General features: G+C 64.6%; 20 protein-coding genes. 12 read left to right on the plus strand and 8 right to left on the minus strand.

From position 1 onward, the window contains the following. Nucleotides 1–105: 105 nt before the first annotated feature. Nucleotides 106–1,224, plus strand: coding sequence for a helix-turn-helix transcriptional regulator (locus tag NLM31_RS18785; RefSeq protein WP_254193209.1), 1,119 nt, complete (start codon nucleotides 106–108; stop codon nucleotides 1,222–1,224). Between the two features lie 106 nt (nucleotides 1,225–1,330). After that, nucleotides 1,331–2,452, plus strand: a complete 1,122-nt coding sequence (locus NLM31_RS18790) for a helix-turn-helix transcriptional regulator (protein ID WP_254193210.1) — start codon at nucleotides 1,331–1,333, stop codon at nucleotides 2,450–2,452. Nucleotides 2,453–2,651: 199 nt separating this feature from the next. Here NLM31_RS18790 and NLM31_RS18795 read toward each other — a convergent pair whose 3' ends face one another. Further along, complete coding sequence (locus tag NLM31_RS18795) at nucleotides 2,652–2,810, minus strand: hypothetical protein (protein WP_254193211.1); 159 nt, start codon at nucleotides 2,808–2,810, stop codon at nucleotides 2,652–2,654. A 58-nt stretch (nucleotides 2,811–2,868) separates the two neighbouring features. On the opposite strand from NLM31_RS18795, the gene NLM31_RS18800 reads away from it, so the two are divergent. Both NLM31_RS18800 and NLM31_RS18805 read left to right on the plus strand, forming a co-directional pair. After that, nucleotides 2,869–3,102 (plus strand): hypothetical protein, encoded by a 234-nt coding sequence (locus NLM31_RS18800; RefSeq protein ID WP_254193212.1) that lies wholly within the window; start codon nucleotides 2,869–2,871, stop codon nucleotides 3,100–3,102. Between the two features lie 14 nt (nucleotides 3,103–3,116). Continuing rightward, nucleotides 3,117–3,845, plus strand: a complete 729-nt coding sequence (locus tag NLM31_RS18805; protein WP_254130785.1) for a sulfite exporter TauE/SafE family protein — start codon at nucleotides 3,117–3,119, stop codon at nucleotides 3,843–3,845. On the opposite strand, the gene NLM31_RS18810 is transcribed toward NLM31_RS18805, so the two are convergent. After that, entirely contained in the window at nucleotides 3,842–7,045 is a 3,204-nt protein-coding gene (locus NLM31_RS18810; protein WP_254193213.1) for an efflux RND transporter permease subunit, read from the minus strand. The genes NLM31_RS18805 and NLM31_RS18810 overlap by 4 nt on opposite strands. Nucleotides 7,046–7,178: 133 nt before the next feature. Continuing rightward, nucleotides 7,179–8,420, minus strand: coding sequence for an efflux RND transporter periplasmic adaptor subunit (locus tag NLM31_RS18815; protein WP_254193214.1), 1,242 nt, complete (start codon nucleotides 8,418–8,420; stop codon nucleotides 7,179–7,181). A gap of 200 nt (nucleotides 8,421–8,620) precedes the next feature. Here NLM31_RS18815 and NLM31_RS18820 point away from each other — a divergent pair, with 200 nt between their 5' ends. Further along, on the plus strand, nucleotides 8,621–9,229 hold the full coding sequence (locus NLM31_RS18820; RefSeq protein ID WP_254193215.1) for a TetR/AcrR family transcriptional regulator: 609 nt from the start codon (nucleotides 8,621–8,623) through the stop codon (nucleotides 9,227–9,229). A 15-nt stretch (nucleotides 9,230–9,244) separates the two neighbouring features. Here the strand turns inward: NLM31_RS18820 and NLM31_RS18825 are convergent, their stop codons facing one another. From NLM31_RS18825 to NLM31_RS18840, 4 genes are all read right to left on the minus strand, one after another. Continuing rightward, entirely contained in the window at nucleotides 9,245–10,729 is a 1,485-nt protein-coding gene (locus NLM31_RS18825; protein ID WP_254193216.1) for an amidase, read from the minus strand. 188 nt (nucleotides 10,730–10,917) lie between these two features. Further along, nucleotides 10,918–12,285, minus strand: coding sequence for an MFS transporter (locus NLM31_RS18830; RefSeq protein WP_254193217.1), 1,368 nt, complete (start codon nucleotides 12,283–12,285; stop codon nucleotides 10,918–10,920). A gap of 75 nt (nucleotides 12,286–12,360) precedes the next feature. Next, nucleotides 12,361–13,890 (minus strand): aldehyde dehydrogenase, encoded by a 1,530-nt coding sequence (locus NLM31_RS18835; RefSeq protein WP_254193218.1) that lies wholly within the window; start codon nucleotides 13,888–13,890, stop codon nucleotides 12,361–12,363. Further along, nucleotides 13,887–14,537 (minus strand): GntR family transcriptional regulator, encoded by a 651-nt coding sequence (locus NLM31_RS18840; RefSeq protein ID WP_254193219.1) that lies wholly within the window; start codon nucleotides 14,535–14,537, stop codon nucleotides 13,887–13,889. The genes NLM31_RS18835 and NLM31_RS18840 overlap by 4 nt, the downstream gene beginning before the upstream one ends. Before the next feature lie 154 nt (nucleotides 14,538–14,691). Between NLM31_RS18840 and NLM31_RS18845 the strand changes: the two genes are divergently transcribed. From NLM31_RS18845 to NLM31_RS18855, 3 genes are all read left to right on the plus strand, one after another. Beyond that, entirely contained in the window at nucleotides 14,692–15,465 is a 774-nt protein-coding gene (locus NLM31_RS18845; protein ID WP_254193220.1) for an alpha/beta fold hydrolase, read from the plus strand. Between the two features lie 55 nt (nucleotides 15,466–15,520). Continuing rightward, nucleotides 15,521–16,426, plus strand: a complete 906-nt coding sequence (gene rnz / locus NLM31_RS18850; protein ID WP_254193221.1) for a ribonuclease Z — start codon at nucleotides 15,521–15,523, stop codon at nucleotides 16,424–16,426. Nucleotides 16,427–16,544: 118 nt separating this feature from the next. Next, nucleotides 16,545–16,748: a hypothetical protein gene (locus tag NLM31_RS18855; protein WP_254130795.1), complete on the plus strand. Its 204-nt coding sequence runs from the start codon at nucleotides 16,545–16,547 to the stop codon at nucleotides 16,746–16,748. Nucleotides 16,749–16,784: 36 nt separating this feature from the next. On the opposite strand, the gene NLM31_RS18860 is transcribed toward NLM31_RS18855, so the two are convergent. Further along, nucleotides 16,785–17,648 carry an IclR family transcriptional regulator gene (locus tag NLM31_RS18860; protein ID WP_254193222.1) on the minus strand — a complete coding sequence of 288 codons (864 nt, stop codon included), beginning with the start codon at nucleotides 17,646–17,648 and terminating at the stop codon, nucleotides 16,785–16,787. A gap of 139 nt (nucleotides 17,649–17,787) precedes the next feature. Here NLM31_RS18860 and NLM31_RS18865 point away from each other — a divergent pair, with 139 nt between their 5' ends. Genes NLM31_RS18865 through pdxA form a run of 4 tightly spaced genes read left to right on the plus strand, consistent with a single transcriptional unit; the run spans nucleotide 17,788 to nucleotide 22,312 of the window. Beyond that, nucleotides 17,788–18,708, plus strand: a complete 921-nt coding sequence (locus NLM31_RS18865) for a dihydrodipicolinate synthase family protein (RefSeq protein ID WP_254196227.1) — start codon at nucleotides 17,788–17,790, stop codon at nucleotides 18,706–18,708. Nucleotides 18,709–18,735: 27 nt separating this feature from the next. Beyond that, nucleotides 18,736–20,175 (plus strand): FAD-binding oxidoreductase, encoded by a 1,440-nt coding sequence (locus tag NLM31_RS18870; protein ID WP_254193223.1) that lies wholly within the window; start codon nucleotides 18,736–18,738, stop codon nucleotides 20,173–20,175. Nucleotides 20,176–20,177: 2 nt separating this feature from the next. After that, on the plus strand, nucleotides 20,178–21,278 hold the full coding sequence (locus NLM31_RS18875; protein WP_254196228.1) for a four-carbon acid sugar kinase family protein: 1,101 nt from the start codon (nucleotides 20,178–20,180) through the stop codon (nucleotides 21,276–21,278). Further along, the gene (gene pdxA, locus NLM31_RS18880; RefSeq protein ID WP_254130799.1) at nucleotides 21,275–22,312 is read left to right on the plus strand and encodes a 4-hydroxythreonine-4-phosphate dehydrogenase PdxA; all 1,038 of its coding nucleotides are present in this window, start codon (nucleotides 21,275–21,277) and stop codon (nucleotides 22,310–22,312) included. The genes NLM31_RS18875 and pdxA overlap by 4 nt, the downstream gene beginning before the upstream one ends. The last annotated feature ends 11 nt before the right edge of the window (nucleotides 22,313–22,323 follow it).

Below are 22,323 nucleotides of genomic sequence, written 5' to 3' on the forward strand. Positions count from 1 at the left end.
CGGGCTCCATCCGCCCGGCCGGCACCATCCTCCGATCGGAGGATGAGGGGGTGCCCCGATCGTGATATTGTGCCCGGCATTGTTCATCCAAAGCCATACAACGCCATGCCGAGAGCTCGGAAGCTGCCCGATCTGGTCGAGTCCATCTACGATGCCGGTCTCGACCCCTCGCTCTGGAACGACGTCGTCGTGGGTATCCGCGATTTCGTCGGTGGCCAGGCCTGTGGGCTGTTTTCGAAGGATTCGATCAGCAAGTTCGGTGTCACGCACTATTATTGCGGAGCCGATCCGCACTACATCCAGCTCTATTCCGAGACCCACTCCAAGTTCGATCCGTTGGCGATCCTGCCGCCACACGGCCAGATCGTCAGCATCCCCGATCTCGTTCATTTCGACGAATATCGCCGCGGGCGTTTCTATCAGGAATGGATGCAGCCGCAGGGCTCTCACGATGCCGCCAATGTCGTGCTCGAGAAATCGAACGCGCACTGCCCGGTGATGATGACGGTGCTCTCGGGCCGGCGCATGGTCGACCCCGGAATGAAGCACCGGATGTCGCTGATCGTGCCGCATGCCAGCCGCGCGCTGCTCGTCAACCGGGCGATCAACTCGAAGCTGACGCTGGCCACGGCACTCGCGGATGTCCTGGACAACCTCTCATCCGGCATTTTCCTGCTCGATTCCTGCTGCCACCTGGTGCACGCCAATGCGAGCGGCTACGCGCTGCTCGAAGCCGGCGACGCGGTCCGCATCGTTGCCGGCCAGCTCATGACCAGCGGCACCGAGGCCAATCAGACGCTGCGGGATGCTTTTGCGGCCCGCGGCGATGCCGCCTCGCTTCTCGCAGGAGGGCATGCCATTCCGTTGCTTTCGCCGAAGGGCGAGCGCTACGTCGCGCATATCCTGCCGTTGTCCTCGGTGCTGCGGAACGGCAGCGAGCGCTCGTCCGATGCCGTCGGTGCGGTGCTGCTGCGCAAGGTCACGCTTGGCGGGCACGCCTACGGCGAGCTGATCGCGCGGACCTTCGATCTGACGCCGGCGGAACTGCGCGTGTTCCTGTCGATCGTCGAGGTCGGCGGCGTCCCGGAGACGTCCATCGCGCTCGGTATAGCGGAGACGACTGTGAAGACGCATCTGCATCGCGTGTTCGCCAAGACGGGCGTCGCGCGTCAGGCGGATCTCGTCAAGCTCGCGGCCGGATTCTCCAATCCACTTGTCAACTAGCCGGTTATTTGGCGCGAAACCGTTGAACCTATCGGTGTCTCGGCCGACTCCATAGAAAAGCCGCAGGGCATCAACGTCTCAAATCCGCGCTGGACTATTGGCTTCAATGCAGCTGACCGCAGAACATTCCGAGTTGATCGAGAGCATCTATGACGCCGGACTCAATCCTGAGTTGTGGTCCGATGTCGTCGTCATGCTCAACGGATTTTTCGGCAGCCGGGCCTGCGGCCTGATTTCAAAGGACAAGGTCAGCAAATCCGGATCGACGCATTATTATTGCGGGGTCGACCCGCATTTCATCCAGCTCTATGCCGACGAATACGCGCAGCATGACCCGCTCGCCAGGCTGCCGCGCTATGGCGAGGTACGCAACATCCCCGACCTCGTGAATTTCGACGAATATCGGCGCGGGCGCTTTTATCAGGAATGGTTGCGCCCCCAAGGCTGTGCCGACGTCGCGAATGTGGTGCTGGAACAGGCGAGTTCGCCGTGTCCGATGCTGATGACGGTGATCCCGGGCAGCGAGATGCTGGACGCGAAGATGCGTGCGCGCATGCAACTCATTGTTCCACATGCCAGCCGCGCCTTGATGATCAACCGCGCGGTCGAGCGGAAGCAGCAGAAGGCCATCGCGCTTGCCGATGTCGTGGATCAATTGAGTGCCGGCGTGATCCTGCTCGATGCCGCCTGCAACATCGTCTACAGCAATCCGGCGGCCGCCGCGATCCTGGACGAGGACGACGTCTTGCGGTCAGTCAATGGCCGCCTGCTGGCGAGATCGCCCGACGCGAACGCGGCGCTGCGCAACGTTTTTCGTGACGAAGCGGAGGTCGCCGCAGCTGCGGCGGCGGACCGCAATATTCTGCTGACATCGAGCGACGGATCGCATCACGTCGCCCATGTGGTCGCGCTGCCCTCGCTTCTGCGCGAGGGGAATGTGGGGCGTGCCGGTGGTGCCATCGGCGCCCTGTTCGTCTGGAAGGCGAAGCTCGATGCGCGCTCCTGCGCCGGGCTGCTCGACCGTACGTTCGAGCTGACGCCTGCGGAGCTCACGGTTCTGCAGTCCATTGTCGAAATCGGCGGCGTGCCGGAGACGGCCGACGCGCTCGGTATAGCCGAGACGACGGTGAAGACGCACCTGCATCGCGTGTTCGCCAAGACCGGTACGAGCCGCCAGGCCGACCTCGTCAAGCTCGCGGCAGGTTTTGCCAACCCTCTGGTGCACTGACGCATCGTCAGCGCTGAACAAAGCATCAGCACCGCGCCCGCAATTTCATCATCAGATTGTTATCGCGCGTCATTCGTTTGGGTGACGCGATTTGCTGCGTTCTCTCCTACGAGAGCACACACGCGTTCTTGTTCGTCGCGTGCGATTCGTGTGTGAAGCAACTCACAGTGGTTCAGGGTGAATTCCATCAATCTCGCTTTCAGGTTGAGAGGAGATCGTCATGCGAACAACGGCACGGAGCCTTGTCGGGAAATTCCACGACGCCGTCGATCGCATGGTCGCAGCGCTGCATCAGCAGCGTGCCATCGAAGCCCGGCGCGTGTTGCAGCGCTACCGCCATCTGCTGGAAACGCAGCACGAAACATTGCCTTTGAGTGACGCCGATTTTGTCTGCAGCGAAGAGGAATTTTCAGAAAATGCCGATCAATCTGATGCGCGCGAGCGCGGAGTCAGTCACGCGGGTCTCGCGCGCGCGTAACGGCAACATCGTTGCAGTAGCGCTCACCGCCGCGCTCATCGTCCTTCAACTGGCAGGGCTCATCATGCTGGAACGATCGCATGCGCATGCGATGCAGGTGTCGTTTCCGCGCGAGCCTGCAAGCTGCGGAGAAAGCGCCGCCGCACCGGTCCCGCAGATCCCCTATGATTGAGTGGAGGGCAGACCGTGCCTGACATTACGACACTGCTGCTCCTCAGCACCGCCGTATTCGCCGGAGCGTTCGTCTCAGGGCTCTCGGGATTCGCATTCTCGGCCGTGGCGGGCGCGATCCTGTTGCGGGTGTTCCAGCCGCTGGAGGCCGTGCCGCTGATGATGGCCTGCAGCATCGGCGTGCAGGCGACCAATCTGTGGGCGCTCCGGCGCAGCATCCGCTGGGAGGGAAGCCTGTTCCTGATCATCGGTGGGCTGATCGGCGTTCCCATTGCGGTATCGCTATTGCAGTCGACCGACACGCATCTGCTTCGGCGCGGCTTTGGTGTGGTCGTTGCGCTCTATGCCGCCTACATGCTGCTGCGGCCGACGCTGGTGACGGCCGGTGAGGCGGTCGGCCGGCACTGGGTTGCGTTGATCGGCTTCGGAGGAGGGCTCGTCGGCGGGCTCACCGCGATGCCCGGCGCGATCCCGACGATCTGGTGCGACATGCGTGGCATGCCCAAGAGCGAGCAGCGCGGGCTGGTCCAGCCGTTCATCGCCGCGATGCAGGTCTTTGCGATCATCCTGCTGGTCGGGCATCAGGATCTGTCGTCAAAGGTCTTCGTCGATCTCGCGGTCAGCCTGCCTGCGCTGTTCGCGGGATCCGCGCTCGGTGTGATTGCCTTTCACCGGGTGAACGAGACGGTCTTTCGCAAGACCGTGCTCGTTCTGTTGCTGATATCGGGGATTTCCCTGATCTAGTGGCCAGGGACTTCTTGGTTAAGGCCCTGAACCGGAGCCGCGCTGATGTCGCTGCCGTGATGCACCAGCGGCTTCATGCCGGTGACGGTCCGCAGCAGCACATAAAACACGGGCGTCAGGAACAGGCCGAACACGGTGACGCCGATCATGCCGGAGAACACGGCAACGCCCATGGCGCGCCGCATCTCCGAGCCGGCGCCGGTCGAGAGCACCAGCGGCAGCACACCCATGATGAAGGCCATCGACGTCATCAGGATCGGACGCAACCGCAGCCGGCTCGCCTCGATCGCGGCCCGGATCGGCGTGCGACCTGCGAATTCGAGCTCGCGCGCGAATTCGACGATCAGGATCGCGTTCTTGGCTGAGAGACCCACGAGAACGATAAGTCCGATCTGGGTGAAGACGTTGTTGTCGCCCTTCGAGAGCCAGACGCCGAACATCGCGGCCAGCAGACCCATCGGCACGATCATGATGATCGAAAGCGGCAGGGTCAGGCTCTCATAAAGCGCCGCCAGCACCAGGAACACCAGCAGGATCGCCAGCGGGAACACCCAGAGCCCGGAATTGCCGGCGATGAACTCCTGATAGGTCAGGTCGGTCCATTCGAAGGCAAAACCCGGCGGCAGCGTCTCCGCCGCGATCCGCGTCGCAGCCTCCTGCGCCTGGCCGGAGGAGAAGCCGGGGGCGGCCGCCGCGTTGATGTCGGACGACAGGAAGCCGTTGTAGCGGATCGCGCGCTCAGGGCCCGCGCTCTGGCGGATCGTGAGCAGCGCCGATAGCGGCACCATGTCGCCCGAGGATGAGCGCACCTTCAGCTGCCTGATGTCGTCGGCGCGTGCGCGGAACGGCGCATCGGCTTGGACATAGACGGAGTAGGTACGGCCAAATTTGTTGAAGTCGTTGACGTAGTAGGACCCGAGGTAGATCTGCAGCGTGTTGAACACCTCGGTCACGGGGACGCCGAGCTGTAGCGCCTTGGTGCGGTCGATGTCGGCGAACAGCTGGGGCACGTTGACCTGGAAGCTCGAGAACACGCCGGCGATCTCCGGCGCTTTCTGCATCGCCGCCATGAACGCCTTGGTCGCCTCGTTCAGCGCCTCATAACCGAGACCGGCGCGATCCTCGATCTGGAGCTTGAAGCCGCCGATGGTGCCGAGGCCGTTGACCGGCGGCGGCGGGAACATGGCGATGAAGGCTTCCTGGATGCCGGAGTATTTCTTGTTCAGGTCGGCGGCGATGGCATTGCCGCTCAGTGCCGGGCCCTTGCGCTCGTCGAACGGTTTCAGCGTCGAGAACACGATGCCGGCGTTGGACGAATTGGTGAAACCGGAGATCGACAGGCCCGGGAAGGCCACAGAACTCTCGACACCGGGCTGGGTCAGCGCGATGTCGCTCATCTTGCGGATCACCTCTTCGGTGCGGTCGAGCGTTGCTCCGTCGGGCAGCCGCGAGAAGCCGACCAGATATTGCTTGTCCTGGCCCGGCACAAAGCCGCTCGGCACCTGCTGGAACAGGAAGGCGGTCAGACCGACCAGGACCACATAGAGCCCCATCACCGCGGCCTTGCCGGAGATCACCTTGGTGACGGTGCCGCTGTAACTCTCCGAGGAGTAGGTGAAGGCGCGGTTGAAGCGGCGGAAGAACCAGCCGAGGCCCTTTTCCATGATGATCGTCAGGCGGTCCTTGGGCTCGTTATGACCTTTGAGCAGCAGGGCCGACAGGGCCGGCGACAGCGTCAGCGAGTTGACGGCCGAGATCACCGTTGAGATCGCGATCGTCAGCGCGAACTGCTTGTAGAACTGCCCGGTGAGGCCGGAAATGAAGGCCAGCGGCACGAACACCGCGATCAGCACCATCGCGATGGCGATGATCGGCCCGGACACCTCGCGCATCGCCTGATAGGTGGCGTCGCGCGGCGACAGCCCGCCCTCGATGTTGCGCTCGACATTCTCGACCACGACGATGGCGTCGTCGACGACGATGCCGATGGCGAGCACGAGGCCGAACAGGCTGAGCGCGTTGATGGAGAAGCCGAACACATGCATCACGGCAAACGTGCCGACGATCGAGACCGGCACGGCGAGCAGCGGGATGATCGAGGCGCGCCAGGTCTGCAGGAACAGGATCACGACCAGCACCACCAGCGCGATCGCCTCGAGCAGCGTGTGGATCACGGCCTCGATCGACGAGCGCACGAACTGGGTGGGATCGTAGACGATCTGGTAGGACACGCCCTCCGGCATGTTCTTCTTGATCTCGGCCATGGTGGCGCGGACGTGGTCGGAAATCTCCAGCGCGTTGGAGCCGGGCGCCTGGAAGATCGGGATCGCAACCGCCTGCTTGTTGTCGAGCAGCGAGCGCAGGCCGTATTCGGATGCGCCGAGCTCGACCCGCGCGACGTCGCGCAAGCGAACGACTTCGCCGCGGGTGCCGGTCTTGACCACGATGTCGCCGAACTGCTCTTCGTTGGCCAGACGTCCCTCGGCGTTGACCGATAGCTGCAGGTCGATGCCCTTGACGTTGGGAGAGGAGCCGACCACGCCGGCGGCCGCCTCGACGTTCTGCGCCTGGATCGCCTTGACGATGTCGCTGGCGGTCAGCCCATGCTCGGCCGCCTTCTGGGGATCGACCCAGACCCGCATCGAATAGTCGCCGGCACCGTAAAGCTGGACGTCACCGACACCGTCGATCCGCGCCAGGCGGTCCTTGACGTTGAGCACCGCATAGTTGCGCAGATACGTCATGTCGTAGCGGTTGTTCGGCGACAACAGATGCACGACCATGGTGAGGTCGGGCGACGACTTCTTGGTGATGATGCCGAGCTGGCGCACCACCGCCGGCAGGCGGGGCTCGGCCTGCTGCACGCGGTTCTGCACCAGCTGTGTTGCCTTGTCGGGATCGGTGCCGAGGCGGAACGTCACCGTCAGCGTCATGGCGCCGTCGGTGGTTGCCTGGCTCGACATGTACAGCATGCCTTCGACGCCGTTGATCTGCTCCTCGATGGGCGTGGCCACCGTTTCCGCGATCACCTTGGGATTGGCGCCGGGATAGGTCGCGCGCACCAAGACGGAGGGCGGCACCACATCCGGATATTCGGAGATCGGCATCGCGAACAGCGAGATCAGGCCCGCGAGGAAAATCAGCACCGACAGCACGCCGGCGAAAATCGGACGATCAATGAAGAACTTCGAGAGATTCATGGCTTTGCCCCTGCAAGAGAGACAGCTCTCCCGTATTCCGGGACGCGGGCTGTGCCGCGCTCCCGGAATTGGGATGCGATGTCTTGGTCGTTAAGTCGTCGTCATTCCGGGCGCGTGGCCCGGAACGAGGTAACTAGCGTTGCACCACGTCCTGGTTGCTGTGGTTGGAGGCCTGCTGGCCGCGCGCACCCATCGCCGCGACCTCGGTCTTGAGGAGAGCGCCCGGCCGTACGCGCTGCAGGCCGTTGACGACGATGCGATCGCCGGTTTTGAGGCCCGCTGTCACGATGCGCAGTCCGTCGACCGAGCCGCCAAGCGTGATCGGCCGGTAGACCGCACGGCTGTCATCGCCAACCGCCATCACGAACTTCTTGTCCTGGTCGGTGCCGATCGCACGCTCGTCGATCATCACCAGCGACTGCTGTTTCGGCTGCCCCATCCGTACGCGGGCGAACTGGCCGGGAATGAGACGCCCGTCCTCGTTCTGGAATACCGCGCGGACACGGATGGTGCCGCTCTGGCCGTTGACCTGGTTGTCGATGAGCTGGATATGGCCCTTGGCCGAGAGGCCGCCGGAGGTCGCCATCTCGACCGGGATCTGGTCGAGATTGCCGCGCTTGCCGGTGCTATCTGCGATCGAGTTCAGTGCGCGCAGCACGACCTCTTCATCCGCATCGAAGGAGGCGTAGATCGGATTGACCGAGACCAGCGACGTCAGCACCGGGGAGGCGGTGCCGGCGGCGACGAGATTGCCGACGGTAATCTCGAACTTGCCGACGCGCCCGTCCACGGGCGCGCGCACTTCGGTGTAGTCGAGATTGAGCTTTGCGGTCTGGAGCGTCGCTTCGGCCGCCTTCACGTTGGCGATGGCCTCGCGATTGGCGTTGTCGCGCTGGTCGTAGTCACGCCGCGTGACGACGGCATTGCCAACCAGCTGTGCGCCGCGCTCGAGTTCGCTCTGGGTGAACACCACGCGGGCCTTCGCGGCCTCGAGCTGTGCGTTGGCCTTATCGACCTCGGCCTCGTAAGGCGCGGGGTCGATCTTGAACAGGACGTCACCGGCCTTCACCAGCGCGCCCTCGGTAAAGTTGGTCGACAGGATCGCGCCGGCCACGCGCGGTCGAAGTTCGACGCGATTGATGGCCTCTAATCGGCCGGAGAAATCGTCCCACAGCACGGTCTGCTTTGGTTCGATCATCGCGACCGTCACGGAGACGGCCTGCTCAGCGGCGGCCGCCGTTGCGGTCGCTTGCGCGGCACGGAAATAGTGGCCGGTCGCGATCGAACCGGCTACGGCGAGGGCGCCCACGATCGCGACACCGCCGAGAAGACGGCGGACACGGCCAGGGCGAGAGGTGTTTTGGGAGGGGGGCATTTGCGCGCTCCAGAAATGTAGTGTTCACTACAGATGTGGAGCTGGATATCGCAGCGCAAGATACTTATGTACCGTTCACTAAGAAAATTGTAGCCGCTTACCGCAAGAATGTGAAGTCGGCAGAAATATAAAGGTAGAACAAATAGATAGGATTTGACGTTAAGCCTCCGGCGGAACGTTAATTCCAAGGAGACAGGCAGATGGGCATGGGACGCCCCCGCGAATTCGACGCTGAAGTGGCGTTGGATCAGGCGATGGAAGTGTTTTGGCGCCATGGCTATGAGGGCGCCACGATTGCCCAGCTGACCGAGGCGATGGGCATCAACCCGCCGAGCCTCTACGCGTGCTTTGGTAACAAGGAAGGCCTGCTGAAGGCCGCGCTGGACCGCTACACCAAATTGCGCGGCGCCTGGATGGACGAGGTGGTCGCCGCACCGACCGCCCGCGATGTCGCCGAGCGGATGCTGATGGGCATCGCCGAAAAGCAGACCGATCCCGCCAATCCGCCGGGCTGCCTGCTCGTGCAAGGTGGCATCGCCACCGGCTCCGGCTCCGAAAACGTCCCCTTCGAGCTCGCCGCGCGCCGCGCCCAGAACGAGGACCAGCTCCGCGACCGTTTTGTGCGCGCCAGGGCGGAAGGCGATCTCAAGCCGACGTCCGATCCCGCCGCGCTTGCGCGCTATGTGTCGGCCGTGTCGGTCGGCATGGGCGTGATGGCGTCCTCAGGCTCCGACCGCGACGCGCTGCGGCAGGTGGCGAGCGTGGCCGTGCAGGCCGTCGAGGCGCAATCGGCCGACAGAGCCTCATAACGCCGTCGATCTCGGCTAGCTCGCAGCCAGCGCCGGCGGCGGTACGAAGCCGCCGAACGCACGTTCGATTAGCCCCGCCAGCGCAATCGTCGTGCGGTCTTCCAGATACGGCCCGATGATCTGGACGCCGACCGGCAGGCCCGAAGCCGTGCGCTCGATCGGCACGGCGGTTGCAGGCAGTCCGCAAGTGGAAGCGGGGTCGGCCCAGATGAAGCACGCATCAGAGTAGTTATAGCGCTTGCCATCGATATCCAGCTGCCGCGCGTCGAACGGCTCGGAATGGTCGTGCGGAAAGGCCGGCACGGCGGCGGCGGGATAGATCACCGCGTCGAACTCGCGGAACAGCTCATGCCACTTTTGCTGCAGTTGCAGGCGCGCCGCATCGGCCGCCAGCCACTCACGATGGATCATGCCCCAGCCGCGTGCGCGCTCGGCCTGAAGGCTGCGGTCGTCGGGCGCGAGTGCTGCGGCCAATCCTTGCGCTTCTGCGAGGGCGGCCGGCGTGAGGCGCGGACTTCTCGCTGCGTTCAACAGCTTCATGTAGAGCCGTGCGGAATCCGCGAGGTCAGGCAGTGCCGCACTGGCGCGCGCGACCCGCGCGCCCGATTTGCCGAGCCGGTCCGCCAACCGTCCAATCGCTGAACGTACGGCGTCTCCCGTCGGCATCAACGGATGCGTGTCAATCACGAGGATTCTGAAATCCTTGAGCTCGTCATGCCGCGGAGCAGGCAGCGCGAGGCGATAGCCGATGCCGTCGCGCATTTCATCGGGGCCGGCGATCACGTCGAGCGACAACGCGAGGTCCGAGGCCGTGCGCGCCATCGGCCCGACGACCGCCAGATCGCCCTGGCCCGGGACGGGCGTGGCCGGCGGCAAACTATATCCGCGCAGTGGCACCAGGCCGAGGCTCGGCTTGTGTCCGAACACACCGCAGAAATGCGCCGGCACCCGGATCGAGCCGCCGATGTCCGAGCCGATCGAGAGCGGACCGAAGCCCGCGGCCAGCGCCGCGCCGCATCCGCCCGAGGAGCCGCCGGGGGACCGGCCGAGGTCCCACGGGTTGTTCGTCGCCCCGTAGATCTCGTTGTAGCTCTGGAAATCCCGCAAACCGATCGGGATGTTGGTCTTGCCGATGATGATGGCGCCGGCCGCTTTCAAGCGCGCGACCAGAACAGCATCTTCGGCCGGTTGAAAATCCCTGAAATGCGGAAAGCCCCATGTCGTCGGCAGTCCGGCGACGTTGAACGGCTCCTTCAAGGTCACGGGGATACCGAGCAGCGGCTTCCGCTCGCCGCGGCCAAGCGCAGCATCGGCGGCGCGCGCGGCGTCTCTGGCGCGATCGAAATCCCGAACGATGATCGCGTTGATCGGCCCGTCCAGCGCCTCGATGCGCGCAATCGTATGTTCGAGCAATTCCGACGCGGAGATCTTGCGCGCGTGCAGGGCGCCGAGGAGTGCGCCGATCGAGCCGTAGTTCAAGTCAGCGGCATCTGCGGTCATCACGAACTCCCTTGCATCTTATCGTGTCGGCGAGCCGATCCGGGTATCAAGCATGCAATTCCGCAAGAGAGATGAGGAGGCGATGTAACGGGAACCAGATCTGCCCGCCGATCGGGGCAGGAGACGTTCGAATCTGAAATTTTGCGTGGATGGCCGGGACAAGCCCGGCCATGACGCAGTGGAGTGAGTCAGGAGGCTTCCTTGAGCACCGGCGCAGCGGAGTCCTCGGCCTTCAGCTCCTCGAGACTGCGATGCCGCGGCTCGATGCCGAGCCCCCAGACCGTGATGATCTGGACCACCAGGAGGCCGATCATCAGCGCCATCACGCCGGCAACCCCACGCGTCTCGAACAGCGAGACGACGAGGAACGGCGTGACGATCGTGGCGCCGCGTCCCAGCGTGTTGACAATGCCCGACGCGCGCAGGCGGACCTCGGTCGGAAACAGTTCGGGGATGTAGATGCCGAACAGAAGCGCGACCAGGACGTAGATCGGCACCGTCAGCGCGAAGCCCACGGCCGGCAGCAGGATCGGATCCGAGATCATGGGGTAGAGGATGCCGAGCGCCACCGTGATCAGCGATGCGCCGATGATGGTCGGCTTGCGGCCCCAGCGGTCCGCGGTCAACGCGCCGATCGCCGAGCCGATCGGGGCGCCGAGCGCCATCAGCAGCGAATAACCGAACGACGTCGCGATCGAGAGGCCCTGCTTGACGAAGAACACGGGCAGCCAGGTCACGAAACCGTAGAGCAGGGTGTTGATCGTGATCAGGCAGACCGAGCCGACGATCATCCGAGACAGCAAGGGCGCGGTGAACAGCGTGCCGAGATCGGCCGCGACCGGAGCCGATGTGATGGGCGCGGGAGCAGGCAAGGGCTGGCCCTGCGCCGCTTCCTTCTCGATCGCCTGCATCAGCGCTTCCGCCTCCGCCGTGCGCCCGACAGCTTCGAGCCAGCGCGGCGATTCCGGCAGCGACTTGCGCATGTACCAGACGACGAGCGCGCCGATGCCGCCGAGCACGAACATCGAGCGCCAGCCGTATTGCGGCACCAGCACGGAGGCGACCAGCAGTGCCACTGGCAATCCGGTGACGACGCATACAGTGGTGAAGCCGAGCCATTTGCCGCGGGTGCGGGCAGGCACGAACTCCGTCATCGTCGAATAGCCGACGACGTTCTCCGCCCCCAAGCCGACGCCCATCACGAAGCGGCAGGCAATCAGGAAGGCCATGTTCGGCGAGAACGCGGCGGCCAATGAGGCAACGCCGAAAAGCAGCAAATTGAATTGATAGGTAAAGCGGCGTCCGTAGCGATCGCCGAGAAAGCCGGTGCCGAACGACCCCAGCATCATGCCGACGAAGGTCGCGGAGATGAAGGCCGCGTTCTGGGAGAGTGTCGAAAAGCCTGATTTCAGCGTTACGCTGAGCACGGTGCCGGCGATGTAGATGTCGAAACCGTCGAAGAACATGCCGATGCCGATCAGCAGCATGATGCGGCGGTGGAATGGCCCGATCGGCAGCCGATCGAGACGGCTGCCTGCGTTCACCGATGTCGACATGTACGCTCTCCCTTGACTGTCATTCTGGTTGATGCGGCCCGCCTTCTTTGGGCGGTCAGCCGCTTCTGGTCTCTGCTAGTTCAATCGTTTCTGGTTGGCCGTGTCGCGATACCAGTCGAACGGCTGCTCATGCGTCGCGACCATCACGCTCTTGGTGTTGAAATGGTCGTCAAAGCTCTCGGTGCCGCATTCGCGGCCGATGCCGGAATCGTCGACGCCGCCCCAGGGCGAGGCCGGATCGAGCCGGTGGTGATCGTTGACCCAGACGATGCCGGCCTTGACCGACGCGGCGACGCGGTGCGCGCGGGCGACGTCCCGGGTGCGGATCGCCGCGGCGAGACCGAATGGGGAGTCGTTCGCGAGCCGCAACGCGTCGGCCTCGTCCTTGAACGGCGTTACCGACGTGAACGGACCGAACACTTCCTCCTGGAAGATGCGCATGTCGGAGGTGACGTCGGCGAACACCGTCGGCTCGACGAAATAGCCGTTGTCATGGCCCGGCACCTTTGCGGCGACACCGCCGGTGACGAGACGTGCGCCGTCCGCGTGGCCATAGCCCGCATAGGCGAGAACGCGGTCGCGCTGCCGCGCCGAAATCACGGGGCCGAGCTGCGTGCTGGCATCGAAGGGATCGCCGATACGGATCGTGCGGGTCTTGGCCTGCAGCTTCTCGACGAATTCATCGTAGATCGAGGCCTGAACGATATGGCGCGAGGCGCAGACGCAGGTCTGGCCGGCGCCGATGAAGGCGCCGAATGCGGCATAATTGACGGCGCGATCGACGTCGAAATCGTCGAACACCATCACCGGAGTCTTGCCGCCGAGCTCCATGGTTTGATGCGCGAACACCTTCGCCGCCGCGCTGCCGGCGATGCGGCCGGCCTCGGTGCCGCCGGTGAGCACCAGCTTGTTGATGTCGCCATGCTCGGCCAGCATCTTGCCGGCGCTCTGGCCCAGCCCAAGCACGATGTTGAAGACGCCGGGCGGCAGGCCCGCCTCGGTGAAGATCTGTGCGAGCTTCAAGGTCGTCAGCGGTGTGTATTCGGACGGCTTGACCACGGTGACGCATCCGGTCGCCAGCACCACGGCGAGCGACTTGCACAGGATCATCAGCGGGTGATTGAACGGGGTGCAATTCGCGACGACGCCGATCGGCGTGCGGAGCGTATAGTTCAGGTATGCGCCTTCGACCGGGATGACGGAGTCGCGGCGGGATAACGCAAGGCCGGCGAAATAACGGAAGAAGTCGGGCAGGCGGGAGAGCTGCGCGCGGGTCTCGTTGATCGGGCGGCCGTTGTTGAGGGTCTCGAGCCGGTACAGGCTGTCGAGATTGGCCTCGAACGCATCGGCGAGCTTGTTGACCAGCCTGGCGCGCGCGCGTGTGTCCATGCTGCGCCAGGCCTTGCCTTCGAACGCGGCGCGCGCGCTTTTCATGGCGCGGTCGATGTCCTCGGCGGTTGAATTGGGAATCCGCGCGATCACGTCGCCGGTTGCAGGGTTGCGAACATCGAGCATCGCGCCGTTGCCGGCTTCGACTTCACGCCCATCGACGAAATTGCCGTGGATTTCGACGTCGATCGAGGCGGGTTTCGACGGAACGTTCATGATAACCTCTCTTCGACGATGACGGCGTTGCGCTTGAGCGCCGGCAGGACGCGTTTTTCGGTGGCCCCGATGTGGGCCTTGATGATGCGCGCCGCGGTTCGTGTTTCGCGGCTCTGCATGGCGTCGATCAGGGCAACGTGCTCGGCAACGAGCTTTGCGGGGTCGTGGCCTTTCAGATTGGAAATGCTGACGCGGACGAGGCGATCGGCCTGGCCGATCAGATCGCACAGCGCGGTCGCCATGCGGCGATTGCCGGACGCATGCGCCAGCGCGGTGTGGAAGCCGCGATTGTAGGTGATGAAGTCTTCGTGGTTGCCGGCGAAGCGGCGGAATTCGTCGAGCGATTTCAGCACGCTGTCGGGGGCGCTCTCGATCGCCTCGGCAACACAGGCCGGCTCCAGCGCAAGACGGAAGCGCAAGAGATCGCGGGCGTCGGACAGCGAGATCGGTGTGACCCGATAGCCCTGGCGCGGCTGCACGGTGACGAGGTGCTCGCGCTGCAGTCTTAAGAGCGCGTCCCGCACAGGCTGGCGGCTCACCTCGTAGCGTTCGGCCAGGTCCTGTTCGCGCATTTCATCACCCGGAGCCAGGCGGCAAGCTAAAATATCAGCTCTGAGAAGATCATAGATATTCTCGCGCAAAAGCATGTGATTTGGAATCTCCTTGGCCATAATCTCTCAGTCCTGATATTTCACGTCAAGGCCTAAATGCTTGAATTCCCGCCGAATTGATTTATCAATCGGACCGATGAGGCACGCGGTCACGCGTGTTCCGAGCGACGCAGCCGAGGAAAGACCGGACATGGACAGGCTTTTTGCCAACGGGACCGTCAACGTCGCGCAATCGGGCGAGGGGCCGCCGCTGTTTCTCTTTCACTCGTTGTTGTCGGATCGCGCGAGCTTCGACGCGGTTGTGCCTGAGCTCGCGCCGTCGTTCCGGACCATCGTGCCGGAGCTCCCGGGGTTCGGCCGTTCACGCGCCGTGGAAGGCGGTCTTGCTGCGGTCGCCGACCGGATGGCCGAGGCCGTGCGGGATGCTGCGGGCGGCGCGCCGGCGATCGTGCTCGGCAATGGTTATGGCGGGTTCGTCGCCTTGCAGATGGCGATCCGGCATCCCGAGATCGCGAGCAGGCTCATCCTCGCCGACAGCGGTGCGGCGTTCTCCGAGCCCGGCCGCGAGGCGTTTCGCAACATGGCGAGGGTGTCGCGGGAGAAGGGACTGGAGGCCATCACCGACGTCGCGATGCGGCGCCTGTTCGCGCCCGAGTTTCAGGAGCAGCAGCCCGACCTGATGAAGGACCGTCGTGCAGCTTTTCTGCGAACGGATCCCGATGTGTTTCGCGCGGCCTGCGATGCCCTGGCGAGCCTCGATCTCCGCGCCGAACTTGCCTGCGTGAAAGTTCCGGTTCTTGTGATGGTCGGCGAGCATGACGAGGCAACGCCTCCGCCGATGTCGCATGAGTTGGCCGCGGGACTTCCGCGCGCCGAACTCAAGATCCTCGCGGGTTGCGCCCACGTACCGCAGCTGCAATCGCCGCGACAGTTTCTCGACGCCATGAAGGAATTTCTGCTCTGAGCTCGCAGGCCGTATAAGGGGGGATCGGCCCTGCGATTTCGCACCAGAGTAGGCAATGTTCGCCCTGACATTTCTCGGGACTTCGGCAAGCGTGCCATCCGCGGAGCGCAACCATCCGGCGCTTCTGCTCGAGGCCGCGGGCAATCGCATCCTGATCGATTGCGGCGAAGGCACGCAGCGCCAGCTGCTGCGAAGCGGCGCGGGCTTTCGACGGCTCGATCGCATTCTGCTGACACACGGCCACCTCGATCATGTGCTCGGCATCCCCGGCCTGTTCTCGACATTGGGGCTGCGGCAGACCTCCGATGTCATGATCATCCATGGCGGGCCGGGCACGCTCGATCTCGTCATCCGCATGCTTGCAGGGCTGTGGGGTGAGGGGCGCGCGCCGATCTCCGTGCAGTTCGCGCCGCTGTCGGAAGGCCCCGTCGTCGACGCCGGCGACTTCAACATCGGCTGCTTTCCGGTCCGTCATCGCAACACCGACAGTTTCGGCTTCGTTTTTGAAAGCCCTGCGCGGCGTCATCTCTTGTCAGATCGCCTCTCGGCGCTCGGTGTGCCCGACGGTCCCGTGCGCGGCGAGCTTGCCGCAGGTCGACCGGTCACGGTTGAAGGAGGCCGGACGATCCATCCGGAGGATGTTCTGGGTCCGCTGGGTGGGGCCAGGAAGCTGGTCGTGATCGGCGACACCGAGACCACCGAGGGGCTTTCGACACATGCCGCGGATGCGGACCTGCTGGTGATCGAGGCGACGTTCCTGGATCGGGATGCGCCGACGGCGCGAGATTACGGCCATCTCACCGCGACGGAGGCGGCTCGGTTCGCGGCCACGAATAACGTTCGGCAGCTCGTGCTGACCCATCTGTCGGGCCGCTATGAGGACGGAGAGATCCTGGCCGAGGCGGCAAAGATCTTCCCGAACGTCCGGATCGCTGCAGATTTCGATCGTATCGCTGTTTAGGCGGTGCGTTGCACGGCCATTAATCTTACCTGTCAAGGTTGACGCGACTTCATCCCCGCAGCCGCGCGCCAGCGCGGTATTTTCGCGAGATCAGAAATCAGTTTGTATTGAGAGTATCATGTCTCGTTCCGTTGAATTGATCGTTGAGGGCTATGTGCGGCTGAACGATCGCCATGCGCTGGAGGATATTTTGGCGCATCGCCAGGATCTGCTGCGTCAGCTGGTGGCTGTGACTGGCGTCGACCCGCAGCACTCCATCGCGCAGGTGAACGAGGAAATCACCATCATCGAAGCCGGACTTGCCACGCTCGTCCCGGAATAGCCATCTTCAGAGACCGCGCTTCGGCCGACAGCGCACTCAGCTCAACAGGCCCGATTTGATCGCGAGCCCCTGCACCTTGCCCGTCAGCAGCGTCAGCTTCGGCAGCGCCTGGTCGCGAAAGGTCGGCATGTCCATGCGCATTGCATCCACGGTGACGCTCAATCCCGCGATCACAAAACCCTGGGCGTCGAGGATCGGCGTCGCCAGCGTGCGCAGGCCATAGGCGTTCTCGCCGTCGGAGACGGCGTAGCCTTTCTTCTTCACCTGGTCCAGCCGTGCGAGCAGGGCATCGAGATCGGTCAGCGTTCGCTCCGACAGCTTGACGCGGGGGCGTGCCTCCAGCCGCGCGATCTGCTCGTCACGCTGAAGATGCGCCAGCATGGCATGGCCGAGCGCGGCGCTATAGGCGGGGATGCGCGCGCCGGGCCGGCGATCCATCTTGTAGCGGTCGAGGCCCGCACTGGCGCGCGCAAGATAAATCACGTCGCCGCCGTCGAGGATGCCAAGCGAGGCCGCATCGCCGACCTCGGGGACCAGATCGTGCAGCAGCGGCTCGACGAGGGCACGCAACGATCCGTGCGACAGCACGGTGTAGCCGAGGTCGAGACAGGCGACGCCGAGACGGAACCGGCGGCTCTGTGGCACGGCCTGGAGATAGCCGAGTTCGATCAGGGTCTGAATCAGCCGGAATGCCGTGCCGCGATCGAGCTCGGCGCGTGCGGCAACTTCGCTCAACGTCAGCTCGAAGGCCTCGCTGGTGAAACTCTTGAGCACGGCAAAGGCCTTGCCGACGGACGCGACATAGTTCTTGGGATTTTTATCCTTGGGATTCTTATCCCTAGGGTTTTTCGGTGTAGCTTCCGGGGCGCGCTTCGCCGGCTTCTTTTCGACCTTGGCCATGCCTGTATGCCCTGCCATGACAGCCACAGCCCTTGACGCGGCGGCAGCCTGATCTTACCAACGGGTCAGATTATAACAAATGTTCGCATTCCGAACAACATCGATCTGACGATCGGAGGAAGCTTTGTCGACATCATCGCTGCACCCCCAGTCCTTGCACCCACATGGCGTGTTCTCCGCCGCGCTGACGCCGCTCGATGCCGAGCTCGCGCCCGATCATGCGCGCTTCATCGCGCATTGCCGTTACCTGCTGGACGAAGGCTGCGATGCCATCGCGATGCTTGGCACGACGGGGGAGGCGAACTCCTTCTCGGTCTCCGAGCGCACGGCGCTGCTGGAGGCCGTGATCGCCGGCGGCATCAAGCCGAACCAGCTGCTGCCGGGCACCGGCGTTGCTGCATTCACCGAGACCATCGCGCTGACGCGCCATGCACTGTCGGTCGGCGTCGATACCGTGGTGATGCTGCCGCCGTTCTACTACAAGAACGTCAGCGATGATGGCGTCTATGCCGCCTACAACGAGATCATCCAGCGCATCGGCGATAAGCGCCTCAGGATCGTGCTCTATCACATCCCGCAGATGTCGATGCAGCCGATCTCGCACGCGCTGATCGAGCGGTTGCGTACGGCCTATCCGTCGACCATCGTCGGCATCAAGGATTCCTCGGGCGACTTCGCCAACATGACCGCGATGGTCGAGCGGTTCCCCGGCTTTTCGGTGCTGACCGGCGCCGACCCGCTGCTGCTGCCGCTGCTGCGCAAGGGTGGCGCTGGCTGCATCACGGCGACCTCGAACCTCATCGCGCGCGATCTCGCCTATGTCTTCAAGCATTTCCGCGACAGCGACGACGACGCCAAGCTCGCGGCTGCGCAGGCGCGCATCGTGAAGGCGCGCGAGCTGGTCTCGCGCTTCGCGCAGATGCCGTCCCTGAAGGCCCTGATGGCCGAGCGCACCGGTCACGCCGGCTGGCAGCGCCTGCGGCCGCCGCTGGAGACCTTGCCGGCAGCTCAAGTGAAAGAGCTGCTCGCGAATGCCGCGGCATTCGCGACGGCTGCCTAAGGCGGACGCGGACGGCGAGGCGATCCGATGTCCGACTCTTTCCAGGACGCGCTGACCGGGCTCGCCGCCATCGTCGGCGACAAGCACGTCATTGCGTCCGGGTCTGACCAGGAGCCCTATGTGGTGGACTGGCGCGGGCGTTATCGCGGCCGCGCGGTTGCGGTGGTGAAGCCCGGTTCGACCGCCGAGGTCGCGTCCGTGGTCAGATATTGCGCCGGGAAGCAGCTCGCGATCGTGCCGCAAGGCGGCAACACCGGGATGTGCGGGGCTGCGACGCCGGATGATGCTGCCGGCAACGTCGTGATCCGGCTGGATCGCATGCGCACCGTGCGCGATGTCAGCCCGCTCGCCAACACCATCACGGTGGAGGCCGGCTGCATCCTCGCCGAGGTGCAGAGTTCGGCCCGCGACGTCGATCGCTATTTTCCCTTGAGCCTGGGTGCCGAGGGCTCCTGCCAGATCGGCGGCAACATCTCGACCAATGCCGGCGGCACCGCCGTGCTGCGCTACGGGCCGACGCGCGATCTCGTGCTCGGCCTGGAGGTCGTGCTGCCCGACGGGCGCGTCTTCAACGGCCTGCGCGCGCTGCGCAAGGACAACACCGGCTATGCGCTCAAGCAGCTCTTCATCGGCGCGGAAGGCACGCTCGGCATCGTCACCGCGGCGGTGCTGAAACTTTTCGCGCCGCCGCGCAGTTCGGCATTGGCGCTGTTGAAGCTCAGGGGCGTCGAGCAGGCGCTCGAGATCATGGCGCGCCTGCGCGGTGCGGTCGGCGACCGGCTCGGCAGCCTCGAGATCATGTCGCGGTCCCAGATCGAGGCGATCGCCGTGACCGTGCCGCACGTCACCATTCCCTTCACGCTGACGACACCATGGTATCTGATCGTCGAGCTGACTGACACGCTCGCGGGCGTTGACCTCAACGAACCTCTTGCGGCGGTGCTTGCCGATGCGATGGAAGCAGGGCTCGCGGAAGACGCGATCCTGGCCTCGAACCTTGCGCAGGCGAAGGCGATCTGGACCGTCAGGCACAGCGTGTCGGAAGGCAACAAGCGCAGCGGCTATGTGGTGTCGCATGACAGCGTGGTTCCGCTGGAGCGTCAGGCGGCCTTCGTCACCAATGTCGAGGCCCGGATCAAGGCCGCCGTGCCGCATGCGAACGTGGTGATGCATGGCCATATCGGCGACGGCAATATCCATGTCATCGCGCTGATCGACCGTGCGCGTTGCCAGGATCCGGCCGCGACCGCGGCGCTGGTGGCTGAGATCAACGAGATCGTCGATGACGAGACTGCGGCGCAGGGCGGGGCGATCAGCGCCGAGCATGGCATCGGCATCACCAATCGCGGCCGGCTTGCCCGTGTCGCCGATCCCCTGGACATCGAGCTGATGCGCGGCATCAAGCAATTGCTCGATCCGCAGGGCTTGATGAATCCCGGCAAGATCTTTGGCGAGGGAGCGGCATGACGATGACCAGCGTCCGCCTGCTTGCTGACGATTTGACCGGCGCGCTCGACACCGCGGCGGAGTTCGTTGGCCTGTGCGGACCGTTCGATGTCATCTGGAAGGATACGGTGTCGGGTTCCCCGAGCCTCGCCATCGACAGCGGCACGAGGGAACGCTCGAAAGCCGAAAGCGTCGCGATCGTCGGCCGGCTGGCACCGCTGCTTCAGGACAGCACGATCGCCTACAAGAAAGCGGACAGCCTGCTGCGCGGCGCATGGGCAGCCGAGCTCGGTGCCTGCCTGGGCACCGGCCACTGGGCGTCCTGCGTGGTGGCGCCTGCCTTCGACTATCAGGGACGCCGCACCGTCGATGCCCAGCAATATGCGCGCACGGTGGATGGCGACTGGCATCGCGTTGGCGACAATCTACTGGATCAGCTGAGACAGGATGGCATCGCGGCGCAGCGCGGCAACGCCGACACGCTGGCGCAAGGCGGCGTTCAGGTCTTCGACGCCGAGAGCGACGTCGATCTCGATCGCGTCGTCGAGATGGCGCGGCGAATGCCCGGGCCGGTGCTGTGGTGCGGAAGTGGCGGGCTGGCCGGTGCCCTCGCGCGGGGCCAACGCGCAGATGCGCTTTCGAAATTGAAGCGCCCGGTGCTGGGCCTGTTCGGCTCTGACCAGGCCGCCACTGCCTCCCAGCTGGATGCATGTGGCGAGGCCACTGTTGCGCTTGGCGAAGGTGAGGGCCGCGCTATCGTTCAACGCAAGCTGGCCGATGCCGGCGTGGCGCTGGTGAAATTCTCGCTGGCCGAAGGGCTGTCGCGCGCCGACGCTGCGCAACGGATCGCGCGCGAGCTGACGGCGTTGGTCACGACGCTCGATCCGCCGGGAACCCTGATCGTTGCTGGCGGAGAAACGCTGAAGGCCGTATGCCTTGCCCTCGGCGCGCACGCGCTGCAGGTGACAGGGCGGATCGTGCCGGGCTTGCCGCGCTCGACGCTGCAAGGCGGCCGCTGGGCCGGCGTCGATGTCGTCTCGAAATCCGGAGCCTTCGGCGCGCGCGATCTCTGGCGCGATCTGCTCCGGGACAATCATTTGCTCAATCAGGGGAGTCCGACATGACCTCTCGTCATCTTGCCATCACCATGGGCGATCCCGCCGGGATCGGACCGGAGATTATCGTCAAGGCCTGTGTGGGATTGAAGGAGCGGATCGCGCGTGGCGATCTGCGCCTGCTGATCATCGGCAGCGGCGCGGCGCTGGACGGCGCGAAGGCTGCGCTCGGCAGCGACGTTGCGATCCCGCAGGTGACCGCGGATGATCGCGACTGGCCGAACCTCTGCTATTTGCAGGCCGACGTCGAGGGCGACCCGATCAAGCCCGGCGTGCTCAGTGCCGATGGCGGCCGCTTTGCCTATAAGGCGATCGAGCAGGGCGTGCGCCTGACCCAGGCAGGCCGAACCGGAGCCATCGTAACCGCGCCGCTGAACAAGGAAGCCCTCAACAAGGCCGGCTATCATTTCCCCGGCCATACCGAGATGCTGGCGCATCTCACCGGCGTGCGCGGCTCGGTGATGCTGCTCGCTCACGGCAACATGCGTGTCAGCCATGTCTCGACCCATGTGGCGCTGGAGGATGTGCCGAAGCGTCTGACGCCGGAGCGGCTGCGCATGGTGATCGATCTCACCAATGATGCGCTGCTGCGGCTCGGCATTGCCAAGCCGAAGATCGCGATCGCCGCGCTCAATCCGCATGCCGGCGAGGGTGGCCTGTTCGGCCGGCAGGACATCGACGTCTCCGCGCCGACGATCGCGAAGGCGGTCGCCGACGGTCTCGACGTCGTCGGTCCCGTGCCCGGCGACACCATCTTCGTCAAGCTGCGCGCCGGCCAGTACGATGCGGCGGTCGCGATGTATCACGATCAGGGGCACATTCCGGTCAAGCTGCTCGGCTTCCAGGTCGATCCCGCGACGGGCCGCTGGCAGGAACTCTCCGGCGTCAACATCACGCTGGGTCTGCCGATCATCCGCACCTCCGTCGACCACGGCACCGCCTTCGACATCGCCGGCAAGGGCATTGCGAACGAGCACAGCCTGATCGAGGCCATCGATTATGCCGAGCGGCTGTCCGCAGGCAGCACCGCATCCAAGTCCTGAGATCGAGCCCA

Source organism: Bradyrhizobium sp. CCGUVB4N (assembly GCF_024199945.1).
Taxonomy (GTDB): Bacteria; Pseudomonadota; Alphaproteobacteria; order Rhizobiales; family Xanthobacteraceae; genus Bradyrhizobium.